General features: G+C 73.1%; 12 protein-coding genes, 1 pseudogene and 1 riboswitch. Of the genes and pseudogenes, 6 read left to right on the top strand and 7 right to left on the bottom strand.

What is annotated here, in order from left to right:
- The first annotated feature begins 98 nt into the window (after window positions 1-98).
- Entirely contained in the window at window positions 99-674 is a 576-nt protein-coding gene (locus tag ACIRQP_RS06900; protein ID WP_403885350.1) for a hypothetical protein, read from the top strand.
- A 72-nt stretch (window positions 675-746) separates the two neighbouring features.
- Here the strand turns inward: ACIRQP_RS06900 and ACIRQP_RS06895 are convergent, their stop codons facing one another.
- The gene (locus tag ACIRQP_RS06895) at window positions 747-1,286 is read right to left on the bottom strand and encodes a flavoprotein (RefSeq protein WP_403884596.1); all 540 of its coding nucleotides are present in this window, start codon (window positions 1,284-1,286) and stop codon (window positions 747-749) included.
- A 278-nt stretch (window positions 1,287-1,564) separates the two neighbouring features.
- On the opposite strand from ACIRQP_RS06895, the gene ACIRQP_RS06890 reads away from it, so the two are divergent.
- On the top strand, window positions 1,565-3,253 hold the full coding sequence (locus ACIRQP_RS06890; RefSeq protein ID WP_403884593.1) for a hypothetical protein: 1,689 nt from the start codon (window positions 1,565-1,567) through the stop codon (window positions 3,251-3,253).
- Here the strand turns inward: ACIRQP_RS06890 and ACIRQP_RS06885 are convergent, their stop codons facing one another.
- Together ACIRQP_RS06885 and cobN are read right to left on the bottom strand one after the other, a co-directional pair.
- Complete coding sequence (locus ACIRQP_RS06885) at window positions 3,254-3,427, bottom strand: hypothetical protein (protein WP_403884590.1); 174 nt, start codon at window positions 3,425-3,427, stop codon at window positions 3,254-3,256.
- Between the two features lie 251 nt (window positions 3,428-3,678).
- On the bottom strand, window positions 3,679-7,311 hold the full coding sequence (gene cobN / locus ACIRQP_RS06880; RefSeq protein WP_403884586.1) for a cobaltochelatase subunit CobN: 3,633 nt from the start codon (window positions 7,309-7,311) through the stop codon (window positions 3,679-3,681).
- Window positions 7,312-7,367: 56 nt separating this feature from the next.
- Window positions 7,368-7,440, bottom strand: a riboswitch (cobalamin riboswitch).
- A gap of 203 nt (window positions 7,441-7,643) precedes the next feature.
- Here cobN and cobG point away from each other — a divergent pair.
- From cobG to ACIRQP_RS06865, 3 genes are all read left to right on the top strand, one after another.
- A complete protein-coding gene (gene cobG, locus ACIRQP_RS06875) occupies window positions 7,644-9,092 on the top strand; it encodes a precorrin-3B synthase (protein ID WP_403884583.1) in 1,449 nt (482 codons plus the stop codon).
- Window positions 9,089-9,751, top strand: coding sequence for a precorrin-8X methylmutase (locus tag ACIRQP_RS06870; protein ID WP_403884580.1), 663 nt, complete (start codon window positions 9,089-9,091; stop codon window positions 9,749-9,751). Before cobG ends, ACIRQP_RS06870 begins: the two co-directional genes overlap by 4 nt.
- Before the next feature lie 110 nt (window positions 9,752-9,861).
- Window positions 9,862-11,469: a precorrin-2 C(20)-methyltransferase gene (locus tag ACIRQP_RS06865; protein ID WP_403885347.1), complete on the top strand. Its 1,608-nt coding sequence runs from the start codon at window positions 9,862-9,864 to the stop codon at window positions 11,467-11,469.
- Here the strand turns inward: ACIRQP_RS06865 and ACIRQP_RS06860 are convergent.
- Window positions 11,463-12,278: pseudogene (locus ACIRQP_RS06860) on the bottom strand (cobalt-precorrin-6A reductase); the annotation flags it as partial. The gene ACIRQP_RS06865 and the pseudogene ACIRQP_RS06860 sit on opposite strands and share 7 nt — an antisense overlap.
- A 17-nt stretch (window positions 12,279-12,295) precedes the next feature.
- On the opposite strand from ACIRQP_RS06860, the gene ACIRQP_RS06855 reads away from it, so the two are divergent.
- Window positions 12,296-13,432 (top strand): cobalt-precorrin-5B (C(1))-methyltransferase, encoded by a 1,137-nt coding sequence (locus ACIRQP_RS06855; protein ID WP_403884577.1) that lies wholly within the window; start codon window positions 12,296-12,298, stop codon window positions 13,430-13,432.
- Between the two features lie 34 nt (window positions 13,433-13,466).
- Here the strand turns inward: ACIRQP_RS06855 and ACIRQP_RS06850 are convergent, their stop codons facing one another.
- From ACIRQP_RS06850 to cbiE, 3 genes are all read right to left on the bottom strand, one after another.
- Window positions 13,467-17,840 (bottom strand): trypsin-like peptidase domain-containing protein, encoded by a 4,374-nt coding sequence (locus tag ACIRQP_RS06850; protein ID WP_403884574.1) that lies wholly within the window; start codon window positions 17,838-17,840, stop codon window positions 13,467-13,469.
- A gap of 149 nt (window positions 17,841-17,989) precedes the next feature.
- Entirely contained in the window at window positions 17,990-18,742 is a 753-nt protein-coding gene (gene cobM, locus ACIRQP_RS06845; RefSeq protein ID WP_403884571.1) for a precorrin-4 C(11)-methyltransferase, read from the bottom strand.
- Window positions 18,739-20,106, bottom strand: coding sequence for a precorrin-6y C5,15-methyltransferase (decarboxylating) subunit CbiE (gene cbiE, locus ACIRQP_RS06840; protein ID WP_403885344.1), 1,368 nt, complete (start codon window positions 20,104-20,106; stop codon window positions 18,739-18,741). Before cbiE ends, cobM begins: the two co-directional genes overlap by 4 nt.
- Window positions 20,107-20,337: the final 231 nt, after the last annotated feature.

The raw sequence follows: 20,337 nt of genomic DNA, 5'->3' as shown, positions 1-20,337 counted from the left end.
GTTCTTGCGGACAGGTGTTTCACCGGACGTTCGTGGGGGAGGTCACTGTCACGATGATCGGGTTGCGCGGCCATGGCTGCGAGTGGTCGGGTGGAGATATGCATCGCGGTGGCGGACTGGGCGAGGGAACCGACGACCTCGGTCCCGAGCCTGCCCGGCGTGGAAAGCATCGACGGCGCGAACGTGAGGCGCGGGAGCAACCTCCAGCAACGCCGGAAAGCAGGAGTGGTGGCCGGGTGGGGGTGACCTACAAATACTTCGGCGCGCCCGACGGCGCCACGGCTGCGCGTGTGCCCATTTCCATGCGCCCGGAGGAGCTGGGCGGCGATGAGCTCGGCATGGGCGGCATGTTCACGAAGATCAAGCCCGAGACGATAGCGGCGATGGTCCTCACGGGCATTCAGGGCATGCCCCTGTACAAAGTGCCGCCGCTTGAACTGGTCGTGCTGCATCCCGATTACGCGGTGGTCAAACTCCCGATGACGGTGGTGGACCCGCTGCGCGGCATAGGCGAGGAATCCGTGGGCGCGGCGGCCTTCATCTGGTCGACGGTTCCGGACAGGGGCGGCCCGAGGGACGCGTACAACGTCTACCAACTGCTGCACGAATGGCAGGACTTCAGCCACCGGCTGCACGAGGCGGGGCACCAGCCGTACTGCCTGGTGTGGCCCTGAGCTGTTCGGTGCGGCCCTGAACCGACCCCAGGATGGGAGTCCCCGCGGTGTAGGTGATCGCGGTGTAGGTGATCAGCGCCGGGCCGGTATCACCGGCGCGAGCAGTTCCAGCGCCTCCTCCCAGCGGAATCGGTCCGCGCCTCCTTCCGCCTTCGGGCGGTGGGGCCGGTACGACCCCATCAGGACACCCATCTCCCGCAGCTGCTCCAGGCTCCGGGAGTACGCCGGGTGAGAGGCCATGGCCGCGTTCACGTAAGGGAGGGCCGCCGTCGGGATACCCAGTCCGTACGCCTCGCACAGAATCCCCAGGGCGAGGGTGTCGGCGATCCCGGCGGCCCATTTGTTGATCGTGTTGAAGGTGGCCGGCGCGACCGCGATGGCGTCCGGGGGCGGTAGCGGGCGGGGGTCGCCGGGGCTGCGCCAGGCGGAGCGGATCGGATGGCCGGTCTGTGCCTCCACCGCTTCGGCATCGATGAAGCCGAGGCCCTGCGGGGTGGCGATGACGCCCACGTCCCAGCGCAGTTCCCGCGCGGCGGTGATCAGCCTGCCGACGTCGCCCGCGATGCCGGCCGCGCACACGACGACGTACAGGAACGGCTTTTCCGTGGTCATGTTCTCGACCCTAACGGCCGGGCGGGCGTTGACGGTTATGCGATGGCCCGCGCGGGCCTCGGCGGGTTTCGGGACCGCGTCGGCACAGAAGACGGAGCACGGCCCCGCAGAGTTCATCCAACCGTGCGCCGGGCGCCACTTTCCGCAGGTAGGAGGGGGTGCGCCGGTCCGAAACTGGGCCCCTCAACTGGGCCCGGGGACCCTGCGTTTGGGCCCGGCCCAATCCTTATTCTGCTCTCGCTCGGGGGATCGCGGACGGTGTGGGGCCAGGAGAGCTGATGAGGGTCACGAGGGGCAACGACAGGCTGCGCAGATGGCATAGGCAAAGCCGGGGGCTGGTCGACAGAGAGCACCTCGACCGGGGTCAGAGCGGCGCCGAGTACGCCGCGATGGTCGGCGTTGTCTCGTTGGTCGTGGCGGCGATCGTCGGTCTGAGCGTGCCCGCCGACGAGGCCACCGGACTGAAGAGCGCCGTCTGCCGAATACTTCACCCGCTCAGCGGGGCCGAGGCATGCTCCTCCGGCGACTACGCGGGCGGCGGGAACGGCGACGGAGGCGACGGCGGAGGCGGGGACGGCGGGGATCCGTTCGTCCCCAACGGCGACCCGTTCGAGCCCGCGAGGTGTCTGCTGTCCCAGGACCAGACCAAGACCACCGTCGTCATCCAGATCCTCTTCATCAAGATCAGCAGCTCGGAGACGGTCAAGCTCCAGCAGTGGTCCGACGGCACCGTCACCCTGGAGCGGGTGACCGACACAGGGGGCGGCGTCACGGCGAGCATCTCCGCGGGCATCCCGGGTCTGAAGGACTGGGGCGGCAGCGCCAAGCTGAGCGGCACCTACCTGGCGGGCAGCGGCAGCGGCGGACAGTGGCTCTTCAGCGGGAACAAGACCGGCGATCCCCAGGCGGATCTGGCGGCCAACCTGGAGGACGCCCAGCAGTTCACCGACTACCTCAGGGCACAGAGCGAGTGCAACAACAGGTCCGGCCGCTCCGAACTGCAGATGATCTGCAGCTATCACGCGGGCAAGAAGAAGCCTGATCTCGAACCGGAGTTGGCGCCGGACGTCGACATCACCAAGACCTCCGTCGAGGCATCCGGCAACGCGAACTTCGGCGGAAAGTTCAAGAGCGGCGGCAAGGGCGGCACGGGCAACGGCCCCAAGGATCTCGGCAAAATATCCGGCGAGGTGCTCAACGGCACGATGACCGAGGACGTCGTGGTCATGCGTTCCCACAGCGGACCGAACGCCGGGAAGATCACCTTCGTCTACACCTTCACCGTCAAGGGTTCGGCCGGCGCCGCGGGGATCGCCACGGGCGAGAGGATGCAACAGGTCGCGGTCACCTACGACGCGGCGGCCTACGACCAGGAAGAGGCGGACGGCGCCACACACCACCCGGAGAAGCTGGTCATCACCACCAGTCAGGAAGCCGGCGAGGGCGTCGGCGGCAAGTTCGAGGCAGGCGCCAACGTCCCCGGTACCCCCATACCCGTGACGATCGATGTCGGTGGCGGCGGCGGAACCACCGAGTCGCAGATCCACACCGAGTCGGCCGAACTCGTCCTCGACAACGACGCCGACAGCACCACCGTCGAGGACTGGCTGCGCGGAAGGGGCGACGACCCCGCCAGCAACCCGCTCCCCTCCCCCTCGGACGCGGCCGAGGTACCCGACTCCGACGCGAGCCCCCTCGAACGGCTGATGCACGACAAGGGAAAGCTCAGCAGGCTCGACTACAAGGCCAACACCGACTGGTGGAACGCCTCGCTCGGCATCGGCTTCGGCATCTCCGCCGGACAGGTCAGCTTCGGCTTCAAGATCTTCGGGATCGACATCACCCACGAGGAGAAGACGCAGACGATCACCGGCGACCCCCAATACGCCACCGGCCCCAAGAACGGCGGCGCCCGGCCCTGGGTCGAATGGAAGAACTGCACCCAGACCAAACCCATCCCCACCTGATCAGGTGCGGCGGCCGCCTGTCTCTGTCCTGAACGCCGGGGCGGGGGCCGGGACGGGGACGGGGGCCTCGGTGCTGCCGGCCTTCGATGTGCCCTGGACGGCCGGGGTGCCGGCGGCCGTGGTCGCGGCGGTCTGCGTTCCCGCGGTGCTGACGGCGCGGCCGATGTCCGGCATCCATCACCAGTTCGCGAGACGCGCCGCGTAAGCCGCGCACCAGGCTGCACAAGCACCGGGCGACGTAAGCCGCGCACCGGGCAGCCGTCGCCTCGGCGATGCCGTCCGGCCCTTCCCCCGCCACCGCGCGGGTCGCCGGGGCGGCCTTCGGGCCGCCCTGAGATCGAGCCCCGGCGCCGTCGGCGTTTCCGCATCCCGGACGCCGGCCGGCGAGGAGGCCCACACAGCGGCGCGGACAGCCGACCCCCGACCTACTCCTCCCCCTCCAGCTCCCCCTCGGTCTCCAGGAACACCGCCCGCAGCGCCTCCAGCACCGCCGGGTCCGGCTTCGCCCACATCCCGCGCGACTCCGCCTCCAGCAGCCGTTCCGCGATACCGTGCAGGGCCCAGGGGTTGGCCTCCTGGAGGAACGCGCGGTTCTCGGGGTCCAGGACGTAGGTCTCCGTGAGCTTGTCGTACATCCAGTCCGCGACCACGCCCGTCGTCGCGTCGTACCCGAAGAGGTAGTCGACCGTCGCCGCCAGCTCGAAGGCGCCCTTGTAGCCGTGGCGGCGCATCGCCTCGATCCAGCGGGGGTTGACCACGCGGGCGCGGAAGACGCGTGACGTCTCCTCGACCAGCGTGCGCGTACGGACCGTCTCGGGGCGGGTCGAGTCGCCGATGTACGCCTCCGGGGCCGTGCCCTTGAGCGCGCGGACCGTGGCGACCATGCCGCCGTGGTACTGGAAGTAGTCGTCCGAGTCCGCGATGTCGTGCTCGCGGGTGTCGGTGTTCTTGGCGGCCACGGCGATGCGCTTGTACGCGGTCTCCATCTCGTCGCGCGCCGGGCGGCCGTCGAGTTCCCGGCCGTACGCGTAGCCGCCCCACACCGTGTAGACCTCGGCGAGGTCCGCGTCGGTGCGCCAGTCGCGGCTGTCGATGAGCTGGAGGATGCCCGCGCCGTACGTACCGGGCCGGGAGCCGAAGATACGGGTCGTGGCGCGGCGTTCGTCGCCGTGCTCGGCCAGGTCCGCCTGGGCGTGGGCGCGGATGAAGTTGGCGTCGGCGGGCTCGTCCAGCGAGGCCGCGAGCCGTACCGCGTCGTCCAGCAGCCCGATCGCGTGCGGGAACGCGTCACGGAAGAAACCGCTGATGCGCAGGGTGACATCGACGCGCGGGCGGCCGAGTTCGGGGAGAGGGATCGCCTCCAGGCCCGTCACCCGGCGCGACGCGTCGTCCCACACCGGGCGGACGCCCAGCAGCGCGAGCGCCTCCGCGATGTCGTCGCCCGAGGTGCGCATCGCGCTCGTACCCCAGAGGGACAGCCCGACGGAGGTCGGCCAGTCGCCGTTGTCGGTGCGGTAGCGAGTGAGGAGGGACTCGGCGAGGGCCTGGCCGGTCTCCCAGGCGAGCCTGCTCGGTACGGCCTTGGGGTCGACGGAGTAGAAGTTGCGGCCGGTCGGCAGGACGTTGACGAGGCCGCGCAGCGGGGACCCGGAAGGGCCCGCCGGTACGAACCCGCCGCTCAGCGCGTGCACCACGTGCTCGATCTCGTCGACGGTGCCCGCGAGCCGCGGTACGACCTCGCGCGCCGCGAAGTCGAGGATCGCCGCGACCCCCTCGGGGAGGCCGTCCGCCACGCCCCGGACCGCCGCCGGGTCCCAGCCGGCGTCCTCCATCGCCTGGACGAGCGCGCGGGCCCGCTCCTCCGCCTCGTCCGCGGTCGTACGGGTCGCGGCCGACTCGTCGAGCCCGAGTGCCTCGCGCAGTCCGGGCAGGGAGGCCGTACCGCCCCAGATCTGCCGGGCGCGCAGGATCGCCAGGACCAGATTGACGCGCGCCCCGCTGGCCGGCGCGCCGCCGAGCACATGCAGACCGTCGCGGATCTGCGCGTCCTTGACCTCGCAGAGCCAGCCGTCGACATGGAGCAGGAAGTCGTCGAACCCGTCGTCGTCCGGCCGGTCTTCGAGCCCCAGGTCGTGGTCGAGCTTCGCCGCCTGGATCAGGGTCCAGATCTGGGCGCGGATCGCGGGCAGCTTCGCCGGGTCCATGGACGAGATCGCCGCGTACTCGTCGAGCAGTTGCTCAAGGCGCGCGATGTCGCCGTACGACTCGGCGCGCGCCATCGGCGGTACGAGATGGTCCACCAGCGTGGCGTGTACGCGCCGCTTGGCCTGCGTGCCCTCGCCCGGGTCATTGACCAGGAACGGATAGATCAGCGGCAGATCGCCGAGCGCGGCGTCAGGGGCGCAGGCCGCCGACATTCCCGCGTTCTTGCCGGGCAGCCACTCCAGATTGCCGTGCTTGCCGAGGTGGATCATCGTGTCGGCGCCGAAGCCGCCGTCCTCGCGGGCGGCCTGGATCCAGCGGTAGGCCGCCAGGTAGTGGTGCGAGGGCGGCAGATCGGGGTCGTGGTAGATCGCGATGGGGTTCTCGCCGAAGCCGCGCGGCGGCTGGATGAGGATCAGCAGATTGCCGCGCCGCAGGGCGGCGAGCACGATGTCGCCGTCCGGGTCCCCGCCGGAGGCGGCCCGGCTGCGGTCCAGGAACATCTCGCCGGGCGGCGGTCCCCAGTGCCGCTCCACCGACTCGCGCAGATCGGCGGGGAGTTGGCCGTACCACCGCCGGTAGTCGGCGGCCGGGATACGGACCGGGTTACGGGCGAGCTGCTCCTCGGTCAGCCACTCCTGGTCATGGCCGCCGGCCTCGATGAGGGCGTGGATCAGCTCGTCGCCGTCGCCGGAGGCCAGACCGGGGACGGGCTCGGAACCGAAGTCGTAGCCCTCCTCGCCCAGCCGGCGCAGCAGGGACACCGCGCTCGCGGGGGTGTCGAGACCGACCGCGTTGCCGATACGGGAGTGCTTGGTGGGGTACGCGGAGAGCACCAGCGCGACACGCTTCTCGGCGTTCGCGACATACCGCAGCCTGGCGTGACGTACGGCGATCCCGGCCACCCGGGCGGCCCGCTCGGGGTCGGCGACGTAGACCGGCAGCCCGTCCGGGTCCAGCTCCTTGAAGGAGAACGGGACGGTGATGAGGCGGCCGTCGAACTCCGGTACCGCGACCTGCGAGGCGGCGTCCAGCGGCGACAGCCCCTCGGCGCTCCCGGCCCAGGCTGCGCGGCTGCCGGTGAGGCAGAGGGCCTGGAGGATCGGTACGTCGAGCGCGGCGAGCGCCCCCGCGTCCCATGCCTCGTCGTCCCCGCCCGCCGACGCCTCGGCCGGCTTGGTACCGCCCGCCGCGAGCACGGTCGTGACGATGGCGTCGGCCTCGCGCAGGGCCACCAGCAGCTCGGGCTCGGGCGCGCGCAGCGAGGAGACGTAGAGGGGGAGGGCGCGGGCGTCGGCTGCCTCGACGGCCTCGCACAGCGTGTCCACGAAGGCGGTGTTCCCGCTCAGGTGGTGCGCGCGGTAGTAGAGCACGGCGACCGTCGGCCGGTCCGCGCCCAGCGCGGTGGCCCGTACCGGGCGGGGCACCCGGCCCCAGGTGGGCGCGGCGGCGGGCGGCTCGAAGCCGTGGCCGGTCAGCAGGACCGTGTCGGAGAGGAACCGCGCGAGCTGGTCCAGGTTGGCCGGACCGCCGTGCGCGAGATAGGCGTGCGCCTCGGCCGCGATACCGATGGGGACGGTCGACGCCTCCATCAGCTGGGCGTCGGGGGCCTGTTCACCGGTGAGGACCACGACGGGGCGGTCGCCCGCGAGGAGCAGATCGATCCCGTCCTGCCAGGCACGCAGCCCGCCGAGGAGCCGTACGACCACGAGATCGGCGCCGTCGAGCAGCGCGGGCAGTTCGTCGAGCGCGAGCCGGGCGGGGTTGGCGAAGCGGTACGGGACGGGCCCGCCCGCCGCGTTCGCCGCGCGGGCGCTGAGCAGATCGGTGTCGGACGTCGACAGGAGCAGAAGCATGCGGCGTCTGGCCTTCCTCGGGGTCCGCGCCCCGGGCGAGGTGTGGAGGACGGCGGGAGTTCCTGGCTCGCCCGGCTGCTGCCGGACTCACAGTGGCGGGACCGCGCCGGGTTCGCACCGGGCTTCCTCCCCATGACGCCGTCGCTGGCGTTGACGGGCCTGGGCAGACCCGTCGTCTGCATAGTAAGTGCTGAGGTCACGGGCGGGGGAGGGCGCCCGGAACACGGGCCGGTACGGAGCGGGAGCGGCCGGGCGACGGCCGGAAGACGGCCGGGCGGCGGGCCGGACGGCGGGAAGGGAGCGGGCCCGGGTACGTGGGTATGCTCGCCGCCATGCCGCCCACCTCGCCAACACCCGTGAACCGGGACGAAGCTCCCCCGCGGGCTGCCGTACGGTCCGACCCGCGGGTCGCCGTACGGGAGCGTGGCGACGCCTGCCCCGGCGCGCTGCGGCTGCATGCCGCGGACGACGGCCGGCTGGCCCGACTGCGGCTGCCCGCCGGGATGCTGACACCTCGTCAGGCGGAGGCGCTGGCGGACGCGGCGGAGCGACTGGGCGACGGACATCTGGACCTCACCTCCCGGGGCAATGTGCAGCTGCGGGGGCTGGGCGGGAGCTGCGGCACCGAACTGGCCGGACTGCTGCACGAGGCCGGACTGCTGCCCTCGGAGACCCACGAGCGGGTACGGAACATCGTCGCGTCGCCGCTCGCCGGACTCGACGAACTGTCGTCCGCCGACGTCCAGTTGTGGGCGCGCGAGCTGGACGGACTGCTGTGCGCGAGCGCGCGGGCGGCGGCGCTCTCCGGGCGGTTCCTCTTCGCGCTGGACGACGGACGCGGCGATGTGGCGGCCCTCGGCGCCGATGTGACGTTGCTCGCACGCGGGGACGCGTCGGTCGTCGTACATACCGGACCAAACCGGCCGGGCCTGCGCGTGGCCCCCGAGGACGCCCCGCGCGCGGCCCTGTTGGCGGCGGAGACGTTCCTCACGGTCGCGGAGGCGAGCGGCTCGGCAGCATGGCGGGTAGGGGAGCTGCCCGCCGAGCACGGCCGGGGGCTGGAGGCGGCGGTACGGGCGGGGCTGACGGACGCCGGGATCGCGACGGAGTACGGGGCGGAGGCGCCGAAGCCGGGACCGGGAGGGGGATCCCGACCGGGAGCGGAAGCAGGATCTCCACGGGGAGCGGAAGGGGAGCCTCCCGTTCCGGGTCTCGTGCGGTCGCCCGACGGGACCGTCGCGCTCTCCGTCCACGCCCGCCTCGGCCGGCTGAGCGTGGCGCAGTGGCGGCTGCTCGCGACGGCGGCGAACGGACCGCTGCGCGTGACCCCGTGGCGCGGCGTGATCGTGCCGGGAGTGGCCCCGGCCGCGGCCGGCGGCGTCCTGGACCGGCTCCGCACGGCCGGGCTGATCACCGACCCCGGCTCCCCCTGGTACGGAGTCGGCGCCTGCACCGGCCGGCCCGGCTGCGCGAAGGCGCTGGCGGACGTACGGTCCGACGCGGCGGCGGCCGTGTCCCGCGGCTCGGGCGGACTGCCCGTGTACTGGTCGGGGTGCGCGCGCCGCTGCGGCCATCCGCGGGGCCACTGGGTGGATGTGGTCGCTACGGACGAAGGCCGCTACGACATCTCCGTACAAGGAGATGTCCGGAACACCCCGGGACCAGGACCGGGACTGGAACCGGGACCGGGACTGGAACCGGAGCCGGGACAAGGACTGGACCCCGGACCGGAACTCGCCGACGCGGTTGCGGCGGCACGCACGACCCCCTTGACGAGATGAGCGAGAAGACCACGGTGTCCACAGTGCCCACAGGGTTCGAGTACGAGAAGGACGGCGCCGCGATATACCGCCAGTCCTTCGCCACGATCCGCGCCGAGGCGGACCTCACCGGGCTGCCGGCCGAGGTCTCCCAGGTCGCGGTGCGGATGATCCACGCCTGCGGCATGGTCGACCTGGTCCGCGACCTCGCCTTCAGCCCCGGTGTGGTGATCCGCGCCCGCGAGGCGCTGCGCGCGGGCGCGCCCGTGCTGTGCGATGTGGCGATGGTCGCCAGCGGGGTCACCCGCAGGCGGCTGCCCGCGGACAACGAGGTCGTCTGCACCCTCTCCGATCCGTCGGTACCCGCTCTGGCGGCCGAGTTGGGGACGACCCGCAGCGCCGCCGCGCTGGAGCTGTGGCGGGACCGGATGGCGGGCGCGGTGGTGGCCGTGGGCAACGCGCCGACCGCCCTCTTCCGGCTGCTGGAGATGATCGAGGAGGGCGCCCCGCGCCCGGCGGCGGTCATCGGGGTGCCGGTCGGTTTCATCGGCGCGGCCGAGTCCAAGGACGCGCTCGCCGGACACCACTCCGGCCTGGAACACCTGGTCGTACGGGGACGGCGCGGCGGCAGCGCCCTCGCCGCCGCGGCCGTCAACGCGATCGCGAGCGAGGAAGAATGAGCGCCCGGAGCACCACCGGCGAGCAGGGCGCGGGCGTACAGCCCCCGGCCGGTGAACGTGGCGTGGGCCGGCTGTACGGAGTCGGTCTGGGGCCGGGCGACCCGTCCCTCATGACCGTACGCGCCGTACGGGTCATCGCCGAGGCCGACGTGATCGCGTATCACAGCGCCCGCCACGGCCGGTCCATAGCCCGGTCCATAGCCGCCGAGCATCTGCGTCCCGATCACATCGAGGAGCCGCTGGTCTACCCGGTCACCACCGGGACCACCGACCACCCCGGCGGCTATCAGGGCGCGATGGACGAGTTCTACGCCGAGTCGGCCGCCCGGCTGGCCGCTCATCTGGAGGCCGGCCGGACGGTCGCGGTGCTCGCGGAGGGCGATCCGCTCTTCTACGGCTCGTACATGCATATGCACAAGCGGCTGGCCGACCGCTATCCGACCGAGGTCGTCCCCGGTGTGACGTCCGTGAGCGCGGCGGCGGCACGGCTCGGCACCCCGCTGGTCGAGGGCGAGGAGGTGCTGACGATCCTGCCGGGCACGCTGCCCGAGGAGGAGCTGACGGCCCGGCTGGCCTCGGCGGACTCGGCGGTGGTGATGAAGCTCGGCCGTACGTTCCCGACCGTACGGCGGGCGGTCGAGCGGGCGGGCCGACTGGCCGACGCGCGGTACGTCGAGCGCGCCACGATGAGCGGCGAACGCACCGGGACGCTGGCCGACACGGACCCGGAATCGGTCCCGTACTTCTCGGTGGCGGTGCTGCCGAGCCGCGTCGCCGCGCGTTCCGTACCCGGGGACCCCGACGAACCGGTCGGCGAGGTCGGCGAATCGACAGGCGGGACGACGGGCGAGACGACCGGTGACGTGGTGGTCGTGGGGACGGGCCCGGCCGGGCCGCTGTGGCTCACGCCCGAGTCGCGCGGCGCACTCGCCGCCGCCCAGGATCTCGTCGGCTACACCACCTATCTGGACCGAGTTCCGGTCCGCCCCGGCCAGCGACGCCACGGCTCCGACAACAAGGTGGAGTCGGAGCGCGCGGAGTTCGCCCTCGACCTCGCCCGGCGTGGCCGGCGCGTGGCCGTGGTCTCCGGCGGCGATCCGGGGGTGTTCGCGATGGCCACGGCCGTCCTGGAGGCCGCGTCCGCCGATCCGTACCTGGGCGTGCCCGTACGCGTACTCCCGGGCGTGACCGCCGCCAACGCCGCCGCGGCCCGGGTCGGCGCGCCGCTCGGGCACGACTACGCCGTGCTCTCGCTCTCCGACCGGCTCAAGCCGTGGGAGGTCATCGCCGAGCGGCTGCACGCGGCTGCGGGCGCGGACCTGGTGCTCGCCCTCTACAACCCCGGTTCCGCCAGCCGGACCTGGCAGGTCGGCAAGGCCCGCGAACTCCTCCTGGAACACCGCGCCCCGGACACCCCCGTCGTCCTCGGCCGCGATGTGGGCGGGCCGGAGGAGAGCGTACGGATCGTGCGGCTGGCCGATCTCGATCCGGCGCAGGTCGACATGCGGACGATCCTGCTGGTCGGCTCCTCGCGGACGGTGACCGCGCGGCGGGGCGAGGGTGGGGACGAGACGGTGGTCTGGACGCCGCGCCGCTACCCGGAGAGCCCGGAGAGCCCCGGGAGCCCGGGAGGCTCTGGAGCCACAGGAAGCCCAGGGAGCGCGGGAAGCCCAGGGAGCCCGGGGAGCCCAGGGAGCCCGGGGAGCCCGGGGAGCTGAGCCAGCCACTCCACCGCGCCCTCGACCGTAGCCACCGAGGAAACCCCCTCCGGGACCGCCGGCCGGCGGACGACCACGACCGGTATCCCCGCCTCGCGGGCGGCCGTGAGCTTGGGCGCGGTGGCGGCGCCGCCGCTGTCCTTCGTCACCACGACATCGACGCGATGGCGACGGAGAATCTCCCGCTCGCCGTCAAGGGTGAACGGCCCCCGGTCCAGCAGTACTTCCGTACGGGCCGGGCACGGAGGTTCCGGGGCGTCCACGGACCGTACGAGGAACCACACCTCGTCGAGGTGCGCGAAGGCGGCGAGCCCCATCCGCCCGGTGGTGAGGAAGACCCGCGCGCACCGCAGCGCGGCCAGCTTCGCGGCGGCCTCCGCCAGGGAGCCGACCGCGTGCCAGTCGTCACCGGCGACCGGCACCCAGGAGGGGCGGCGCAGGGAGAGGAGGGGAACATGGGTGAGCGCGGCGGCACGTGCCGCGTTGTGGCTGATGATGCGGGCGAAGGGATGGGTGGCGTCGATGAGCGCGTCCACGCGGTGCTCGCGCAGCCAGCGCGCCAGCCCGTCCACGCCCCCGAACCCGCCGATCCGTACGTCCCCAGGCGGCGGCACGGGGCGGGCGACACGGCCGGCGAGGGAACTGGTGACACGGAGGCGGCCATGGCCGTGCAGACGCTCGGCGAGCCGACGCGACTCCGTCGTACCGCCGAGGATCAGCACATGGGCCGATACCGGGGCCGGGGCTGGGGCGGCCTGGGTCAGGGCCGATACCGGGGCCAGGGCCTGGGCCGGGGTCGGTTCACTCATCGTCGGCGGGTCTTTCCATGACTGAAGGGGGGAAGGGCGGGCGCGCCGCCCAACTCAAGCACACCGGTCTCCGGCCCGGCTGGACAACCGGCGCGTGCGCGACGGCGGCGACGACCGCCGCGTACACGGCGCTGCTGACCGGCGAGTTCCCCGACCCGGTGACGATCACGCTGCCCAAGGGCCAGACGCCGTCCTTCGCCCTCGCCACCGAGCAGCTGATCACGGGGGACCTGACCACCGGGGACCGCGCCATGGCGGGCGTGGTCAAGGACGCGGGCGACGACCCCGACGTCACCCACGCCGCCCTGATCCGTACGACCGTACGGCTGCTGCCGCCGGGCGCGGGGGTCGTCTTCCGCGCGGGCCCGGGTGTGGGTACGGTCACCCGCCCCGGACTCCCCCTGGACGTGGGCGAACCGGCGATCAACCCGGTCCCGCGTCAGCTGATGCGCTCCCATGTGGCGGAGGTGGCGGCCCGCCACGGGGGTACGGGCGATGTGGAGATCACCGTATCCGTGGACAACGGCGCGGAGATCGCCCGCTCCACCTGGAACCCGAGGCTGGGCATCCTGGGCGGTCTCTCCATACTCGGCACGACGGGCATCGTCGTCCCCTACTCCTGCTCCGCCTGGATCGACTCGATCCGGCGCGGCGTGGACGTGGCCCGTGCGGCGGGCCGTACGCATGTGGCGGGCTGTACGGGATCGACGTCCGAGAGGACGGTCCTCGCGGCCTACGACCTCCCCGAGGACGCGCTCCTGGACATGGGTGACTTCGCGGGCGCCGTACTCAAATACATCCGCCGCCACCCCGTCGACCGCCTCACCCTCTGCGGCGGCTTCGCCAAACTCTCCAAACTGGCGGCGGGCCACCTGGACCTCCACTCGGCCCGCTCCCAGGTGGACAAGACCTTCCTCTCCCGACTGGCCCTGGCGGCGGGCGCGGACGCGCCGCTGGCGGAGCGGGTGGCAGCGGCCAACACGGGCCTGGAGGCGCTCCGGCTGTGCCAGTCCCGGGGCGTGCCGCTCGGCGACGAGGTCGCGAGGCGGGCACGGGACGAGGCACTGGGGGTGCTGCGCGGAGCGCCGGTGGAGGTGGACGTGATCTGCATCGACAGGGCGGGCACGGTGGTGGGCCGCAGCGATCCCGCGTGACCGCGCGGGAACCGCGCGCCGCCCGGTCCCGCCCTCAGTCCCCGCACACCGCCCCCGGCGGCACCTCCGCCGGTACCGCGTCGCGCTCCGCTCGCGTGAGGGTGCGCTGTCCGATCACCGCGCAGAGTCTGCCGGCCCACTCCTCGGGGTCCAGGCGTACGGCGGTGGTCTGGGCGTCGTTGGTGTACAGGACCGTCGGGCCCTGGGCAGCGGCGGGAAACGTCCCCAGGACACTGTCGGACTGCGTCCCGAAGTTGAAGGCGGCTTCGTAGGTACGGCTTCCGGCTCTGTAGACCCGTACTCTCCCGGCGTCCGCCACCAGGAGGCGCCCCTCCGCGTCCATGAACTCGAAGACGAAATCACCTCCCTCGCCGACGCCCGGCATCGGACCGAGCTCGCGACGGAGCGGATCGAGCCGCCACAACTCCCAGACCCCACCACGGCGGAGGACCGCCAGGTAGTTTCCCTCGGCGTCGAACCGGACGCCGGTCGCGTCGTTCCCGACGTCGATCCGGAGTTCCGTCACCTCGCGCCCTTCGCCGAGGTCGACGACGTGGATGTACCTGTCCCCGAGGACAGCCACATGCCCCTCCCTGGGATAGGGCCCGAGGAAGGGGTCGTCCGTCACCGTGTCGGCCAGATCCGTTGTGCTCAGATCGATACGGCCGGCCGGCCGACCGGTCCTGGCGTCCCAGCGCTCGATCACGTCGCGGGTCGCGACCAGGAGATACCTCTCGTCGGCGAACCGGAAGACCGTCCGGGTGAAAACCCCGGTGGGGACGGTGGCGATCCGTCGCAGGGACGGCACCTCGCGGATATGGATTTCGCCGTTCACGGCGGGATCCGCCACCAACGAGCCGTCGCCACTGATCCGGATGCCCGGCTCCCCTCCCATGACCGGGTCCGGCCGCTTCACCGAGGCGACCTCCTTGAATCCCTGGCCCACGGCGTAGGTCCGCAGCTCCGCCCCGTCGGGCGTTTTGCCGACGACGGTGGAACCGTCCGGTGTGAGTGCCTCGAAGGAACGGTCGTCCCGGGGCAGGAACTCCTCGGCATCGGCGGACAGGGCGGTCATGGCGGCGCCGGCCGAGTCATAACTCAGCAGGTATGTCCGGCCGCCGTCCTCCAGGAGACGGGGGAACGCCTCGCGGTTGCCGAAACCGCCGCCCGCCTGCGGCTCCGTCTGCGTCCCGGTCACGGCGACCAGCTTCCGCTGCTCCGTGTCGAACAACCGCATGAGTGTGCGGACGATGTCCCCGACGCCCACACGTAGACCGGTGCGGTCGACGACGATCTTCGTTCCGCACTGCTTGGTGTCCGTGAACCGGCCGCGCTCCTCGCCGTCCGCGATCCGAACCACCCGGTACAGCCCCCGGTCCGCCCCGTCCGAGACACGGCAGCAGGCCAACGCGGTTCCGTCGCCGGAGACTTCCGCCCCGTGCACACCCGTGGCGACGGTGCGCGGCGCGCGCGACTCCTGGTAGGCCAGCACCGTGTACGCGTTGTCCGCCAGGGCGTCGGCGTCGCGGACCGCGGACGCCAGCAGGGTGTCCCGGCCGGGGCCGAACCAGACCTTCACGAAGGAGTCCTGGCCCGCAGGAGGAGAGATCGTGCGTACGACCGTGCCCTTGTCCAGGTCCCAGACGGCGAGATGCCCGCCGACGACCGCCGCCACCCGGCTGCCGTCGGAGGAGATCGCCGCACCCCGGGGGGACACGAAGCCGGAGGGATCCGTCGTCTCCACGGCCATCGTCCGGGCCGGCCCCATCAACCGGGCCGTTTCCGGGCGGACTTCGTGCCACACCAGCGCGCCGTCCCTCCCGACGTACCCCATGCCGCTCCCGTCCGACGCGACCACCGGATACCGCGCTTCCGCCTCCGCCGGAAGGTGCGCACTGCGTATTTCCCCGTCGTCGCCGCGTACGAACAGAGTGGCCCGTCCGAGCACGGTGGTGGTCAGCACGACGCGTCCGTCCCCACTGGCGGCGACGCGCTCCACCTTCCCCAGAGTCCCCGACATCAGCCAGCGGGCCCGCCCGTAGGTGAGATAGCTCTGCAGCAGGGCGTCACGCGCGGACTCCGTGGGCGACCGGCGGTACGCGGAGATCGCGAGCAGCGCGGACAGCGCCGGGTCGGTGGCGCGCAGGTCCGTCGAGGTCGCCGCCATGGAGCGGGAATCCGCCGCGGCGGCCCGTTCCTCGGTGACTCCGGTCTGGAAGACGAAGAGCGAGCCCAGCACCGCCGCCAGCGCCAGTACGGTGCCGATGCCGGTGAACAGCCCGCGCCTGCGCAGGGTTCTCGTTCGCTCCCGATCGCGGCCCCGGCGCAGGAAGTCGGCGTCGGCCTCGCTCAGATCCTCGCCACGCTCGCGCTCCCAGCGGCGCGCCGTGTCCAGGGCCGAGGCGGCGGGCAGCAGATCCGGCGCGCGGCCGGCGGCTTCCCAGCGTTCCCGGTCGTGCCGGATCCCCTCCCGCCAGGCGAGGAAGTCCCGGTCGCGCTCGACCCACGCGCCGAGCCGGTCCCAGGCCCGGATCAGCGCCTCGTGGGCCAGCTCGACGGTCTCCCGCTTCTCGTCGTCGAGGCCGATGACCACCAGCCGTTCCCGGGCCAGCGCCTGGGCGAGTGTCCATTCCGGCTCGCCCAGTTCGGCGCGGGGCACGACGCGACGCGTGGCCGCCGGGCCGCCGAGCGGCAGCCGGACCAGACGGGTGAACAGCCGCCGCGCGGTGGCCTCGTCGGCCCCCTCCGCCTGATCCGGCCCGTCGGCCTCCCGTACCGCGCGCCGCCATACGGTCTCGGCCCGCTCGGCCAGCGCGCCGCTGACGCCGCCGAGTTCCTCGTACGCCCGGTGGGTGAGCAGACCGCCCCGCCGCCGCTCCCACAGCTGGTCGAGGGTGAATTCCAGCAGCGGCAGCACTCCGTGCGCGTCGCCGCAGTCGGCGAGGATGCGCTGCTCCAGGCCGTCCGCGTACGCGACGGACGCGATCGCCTCCACGGGCAGGACCACCGCCTGCCGCACCTGTTCGGCGGACATCGCGGGCAGGAGGAGCGACTTGCCCCGCAGGACGCGTTCCAGGCCGGGGCGCGCGCTGACGGCTTCCAGGAAGTCGGCGCGGAGGGTCGAGAGCACGCGCAGCCCCGGCGGCGGGTGTTCGGGGAACAGCGCGGCGACGGCCTCGGCGGCGGACCGGGCGGCGGGGCCGTGGTCGAGGATCTCCTCAAGCTGGTCCACGACCACGACGAGACCGCGTACGCCGCGAGCACGACGCGTACCCGTACGCGCGCGCGTACCGCCGCCCGCACGCGCACTCGCACCGCCGCCCGCACCCGGACTCGTAGCGCCGCCCGCACCCATCAGCTGCGCCAGGATCTCCCCCCAGCCGTGCACGGAGAGCTCCGCCTCCACCACCCGGCTCTCCTCGCGCCGCGCGCTGCCGCTCAGCTCCGGCCGGGTGAGCCGCGTCAGCTCCATGGCGAGACCGCCGAGCAGACCGGACGGACCGCCCGGCCGTATGACGACGACGGCGTGTCCGGCCTTCCTCAGCCGGGGCACCACACCCGCCCGTACCAGCGACGACTTCCCGCAGCCGGACGGCCCGAAGACGGTGACCACCGGATGCTCGGTGACCAGCGCGGCGACCTCGTCGCTCTCCTCGTCCCTGCCGTGGAAGACCGCGCTGTCGGACTCCTGGAACGCCGACAGACCCCGGAACGGCGAGGGCGGCAGCACCGCCTCCCGTAACGACGGTACGGCGAGCAGCAGTTCGCCGGTCGGGATGAGAAAGGCGGACGGCTGCTGGGGGTCGGCGGCCACCACCATGCCGACCACGGCGCCCAGCCGCTCGTCCCACACCGGTGCGCCGCTGAAGCCCCGGCTGATCGCGTGGTTGCTGCTCGCCGCCCACTCGACCTGGAGCCAGCCGGTCCCCTGCCGGGCCCGCAGCACCCCCGCGTGCCACACCCCGTCGTCATGGCGGGCCGGGAAGCCGAAGGTCCGCACGGGGTGTCCCCATACGTCATCCGCCTCGGCCATGCGCAGGGGGACGGAGCCGGGGACGGTGGACCGCAGGCGCAGTACGGCGATGTCCCGGGCCCCGGACGGGCCGTCCTCGGGCCAGTACTCCACCTCCGCCGGAACGACCACCGGACCGGCCGCCGTGCCGTCCACCGGACCCGCCGCCGTGCCGTCCACCGGACCGAGCGGCAGGTCCACCTCGACGGTCGCCCCGGCGGCCGGGCGCTCGTCGTCGTCGAGTCCGAGGGCGGAGGCCACGACATGGGCGCAGGTGACGGCCAGTTCCCCGGTCACGAGAAAGCCGACGCCGACGGCCGTGCCGTCGGGATACCGGACCCTGAGCACCGCGGCGGCGAGCGGATCGGGCGTACTCGGCATCTCGACCACGTACACCCAACTCCCCTGTACGACTTGGCAGTTTATTGAGGTTTTATTGAATTTTCGATTGCCCTCTCAGTATGGCGTGCGGATGGATCTCCCGTGGAGCCCTCGGGCGAACACACCAGCCGTGCGCGCGGACGGGGTGCGCGCAGGGCGTGTCGTCAACAGGCGTGCGGGCGCTCCCTGTCGGGCGAGTACAGGTGGCTGTCGCGGAACTGCTCCGCGCCCAGCGTCCGGCCGACCATGATGACCGCCGTCCGCACCACACCCGCCGCCTTCACCTGGCCGGCGATGTCGTCCAGTGTGCCGCGCAGCACCAGTTCGTCCGGGCGGCTGGCCATCGCCACCACCGCGGCCGGGCAGTCCGCCCCATAATGCGGCAGCAGTTCGGCCACCACCCGGTCCACATACCGCGCGGCCAGGTGCAGTACGAGCAGCGCCCCGCTCCGGCCGAGGGTCGCCAGGTCCTCGCCCTCCGGCATCGGGGTGGCGCGTTGGGCGATCCGCGTGAGGATCACCGTCTGGCCCACCGTCGGGACCGTCAGCTCACGCTTCAGCGCGGCGGCCGCCGCCGCGAACGCCGGTACGCCCGGCACCACTTCGTACGGCACGCCCGCCGCGTCCAGTCGGCGCATCTGCTCCGCGACGGCGCTGAAGACCGACGGGTCGCCGGAGTGCAGCCGGGCGACGTCCTGGCCCTCCTCGTGCGCCCGGACCAGCTCCGCGGTGATCCCGTCCAGATCCATCTGCGCGGTGTCGACCAGGCGCGCGCCCGGCGGGCACTCGGCCAGCAGCTCGCGCGGTACGAGGCTGCCCGCGTACAGACACACCCGGCAGGCGGCCAGCCTCCGGGCGCCGCGCACCGTTATCAGATCGGCGGCGCCGGGACCTGCGCCGATGAAGTACACCGTCATCGTTCTTCTCCTGCTGAGGGGACTGCTGCCGCTGAGGGGACCTGCGGAGGGTGGTCCTTCGTGACCGCCCACTGAGTGACCGGCATGGCCTGCCGCCAGGCGGTGAACCCGCCCACCGGAACGGCGTGCGCGACCGCCAGCCGTACGAGTTCCCCGCCGAGGCGGCGGTACCACTCGGCCAGCAGCGCCTCGGACTCCAGCGTCACGGTGTTCGCGACCAGCCTGCCGCCCGCGGGCAGCGCGTCCCAGCAGCTCTCCAGCAGCCCCGGTACGGTCAGCCCGCCGCCGATGAACACCGCGTCGGGCACCGGCAGTCCGGCCAGCGCGCCGGGCGCCCCGCCGGTGACGACGCGCAGCCCGGGGACGCCGAGCGCCCGCGCGTTGCGGCCGATACGTTCCGCCCGCACCGGATCGCGCTCGACCGAGACGGCGCGGCAGGACCGGTGCGTACGCATCCACTCGACGGCGATCGAACCCGACCCGCCGCCGATGTCCCAGAGCAGTTCGCCGGGTGCGGGCGCGAGCGCGGCCAGTGTCGCGGCGCGCACATGACGCTTGGTGAGCTGGCCGTCGTGTTCGTACGCGGTGTCCGGCAGGCCGGGCACCGCGCCGAGGCGCGGCGCGTCGGGCGCGCGGCGGCACTCGACCGCCACGACATTGAGCGGATCACCGGCGGGCTCGGCCCACTCCTGGGCGACGCCCTCGATATGACGCTCCCGCCCCGGCGCCCTGTCCCGCCCTGGCCCCCTGTCCGGGTCCGGCCCGTGCCCCTCGTCCGCGCCGAGCTGTTCGAGGCCGAGCTGTTCAAGTACGTGCATCCGGCTCGGGCCGTATCCGCGCTCGGTGAGCAGCGCCGCCACCTCGGCGGGCGTCGCCGCGCCCGCGCTGAGCACCAGGACCCGGCGGCCGTCGTGCAGGGCCGCGGTCAGCAGCTCGGTGGGGCGGCCGACGAGCGTGACCACCTCCGTGTCCTCCACCGGCCACCCGAGCCGGGCGCACGCGTACGACACGGACGACGGATGCGGCAGCACGCGCGGCGCTCCGGCCCGCGGCGTCTCGGTGCCGAGGGTCCCGGACAGGACCTCGGACAGGGTCCGCCCGATCCCGTGGAACATCGGGTCCCCGCTGGCCAGTACGGCGACCCGGCGCCCGGCGTGGGCGGCGAGCAGTCCGGGAACGGCGGGCCGCAGCGGCGACGGCCACGGCACCCGCTCGCCCGCGCACTCCTCGGGGAGCAGGGCCAGTTGCCGGGGGCCGCCGATGAGTACGTCCGCCTCGCGCAGCGCGGCCCGCGCGCCGCCGGGCAGCCCCGCCCAGCCGTCGGCGCCGATCCCGACGACGGTCACCGGCGCCGCCGCCGGCACCCGGGGCGCGGGCGGCCCGGCAGGCCCGGTGGATCCGGCGGGCCCGGCGGGCCCGGCGGGCCCGGCAGGCCCGGCGGGTGCGGATGGCTGGGCGGGACTCACTGCCGTACACCTCTGAACTGGGGGAAGACCGAGTCCGCACTCTACTGGCCGCCCTCCGGAAGAGATGCGGGTGACCCATACGTATGGAACCTTGAGGTGACGGCAATGGCCGCCGGCCGCCCACCGGCC

This window comes from Streptomyces sp. NPDC102274, assembly GCF_044766385.1.
In the GTDB taxonomy this organism is placed as follows: Bacteria; Actinomycetota; Actinomycetes; order Streptomycetales; family Streptomycetaceae; genus Streptomyces.
The sequence above is the reverse complement of the archived record's forward strand: the minus strand, read 5'-3'. Positions and strand labels throughout refer to the sequence as shown.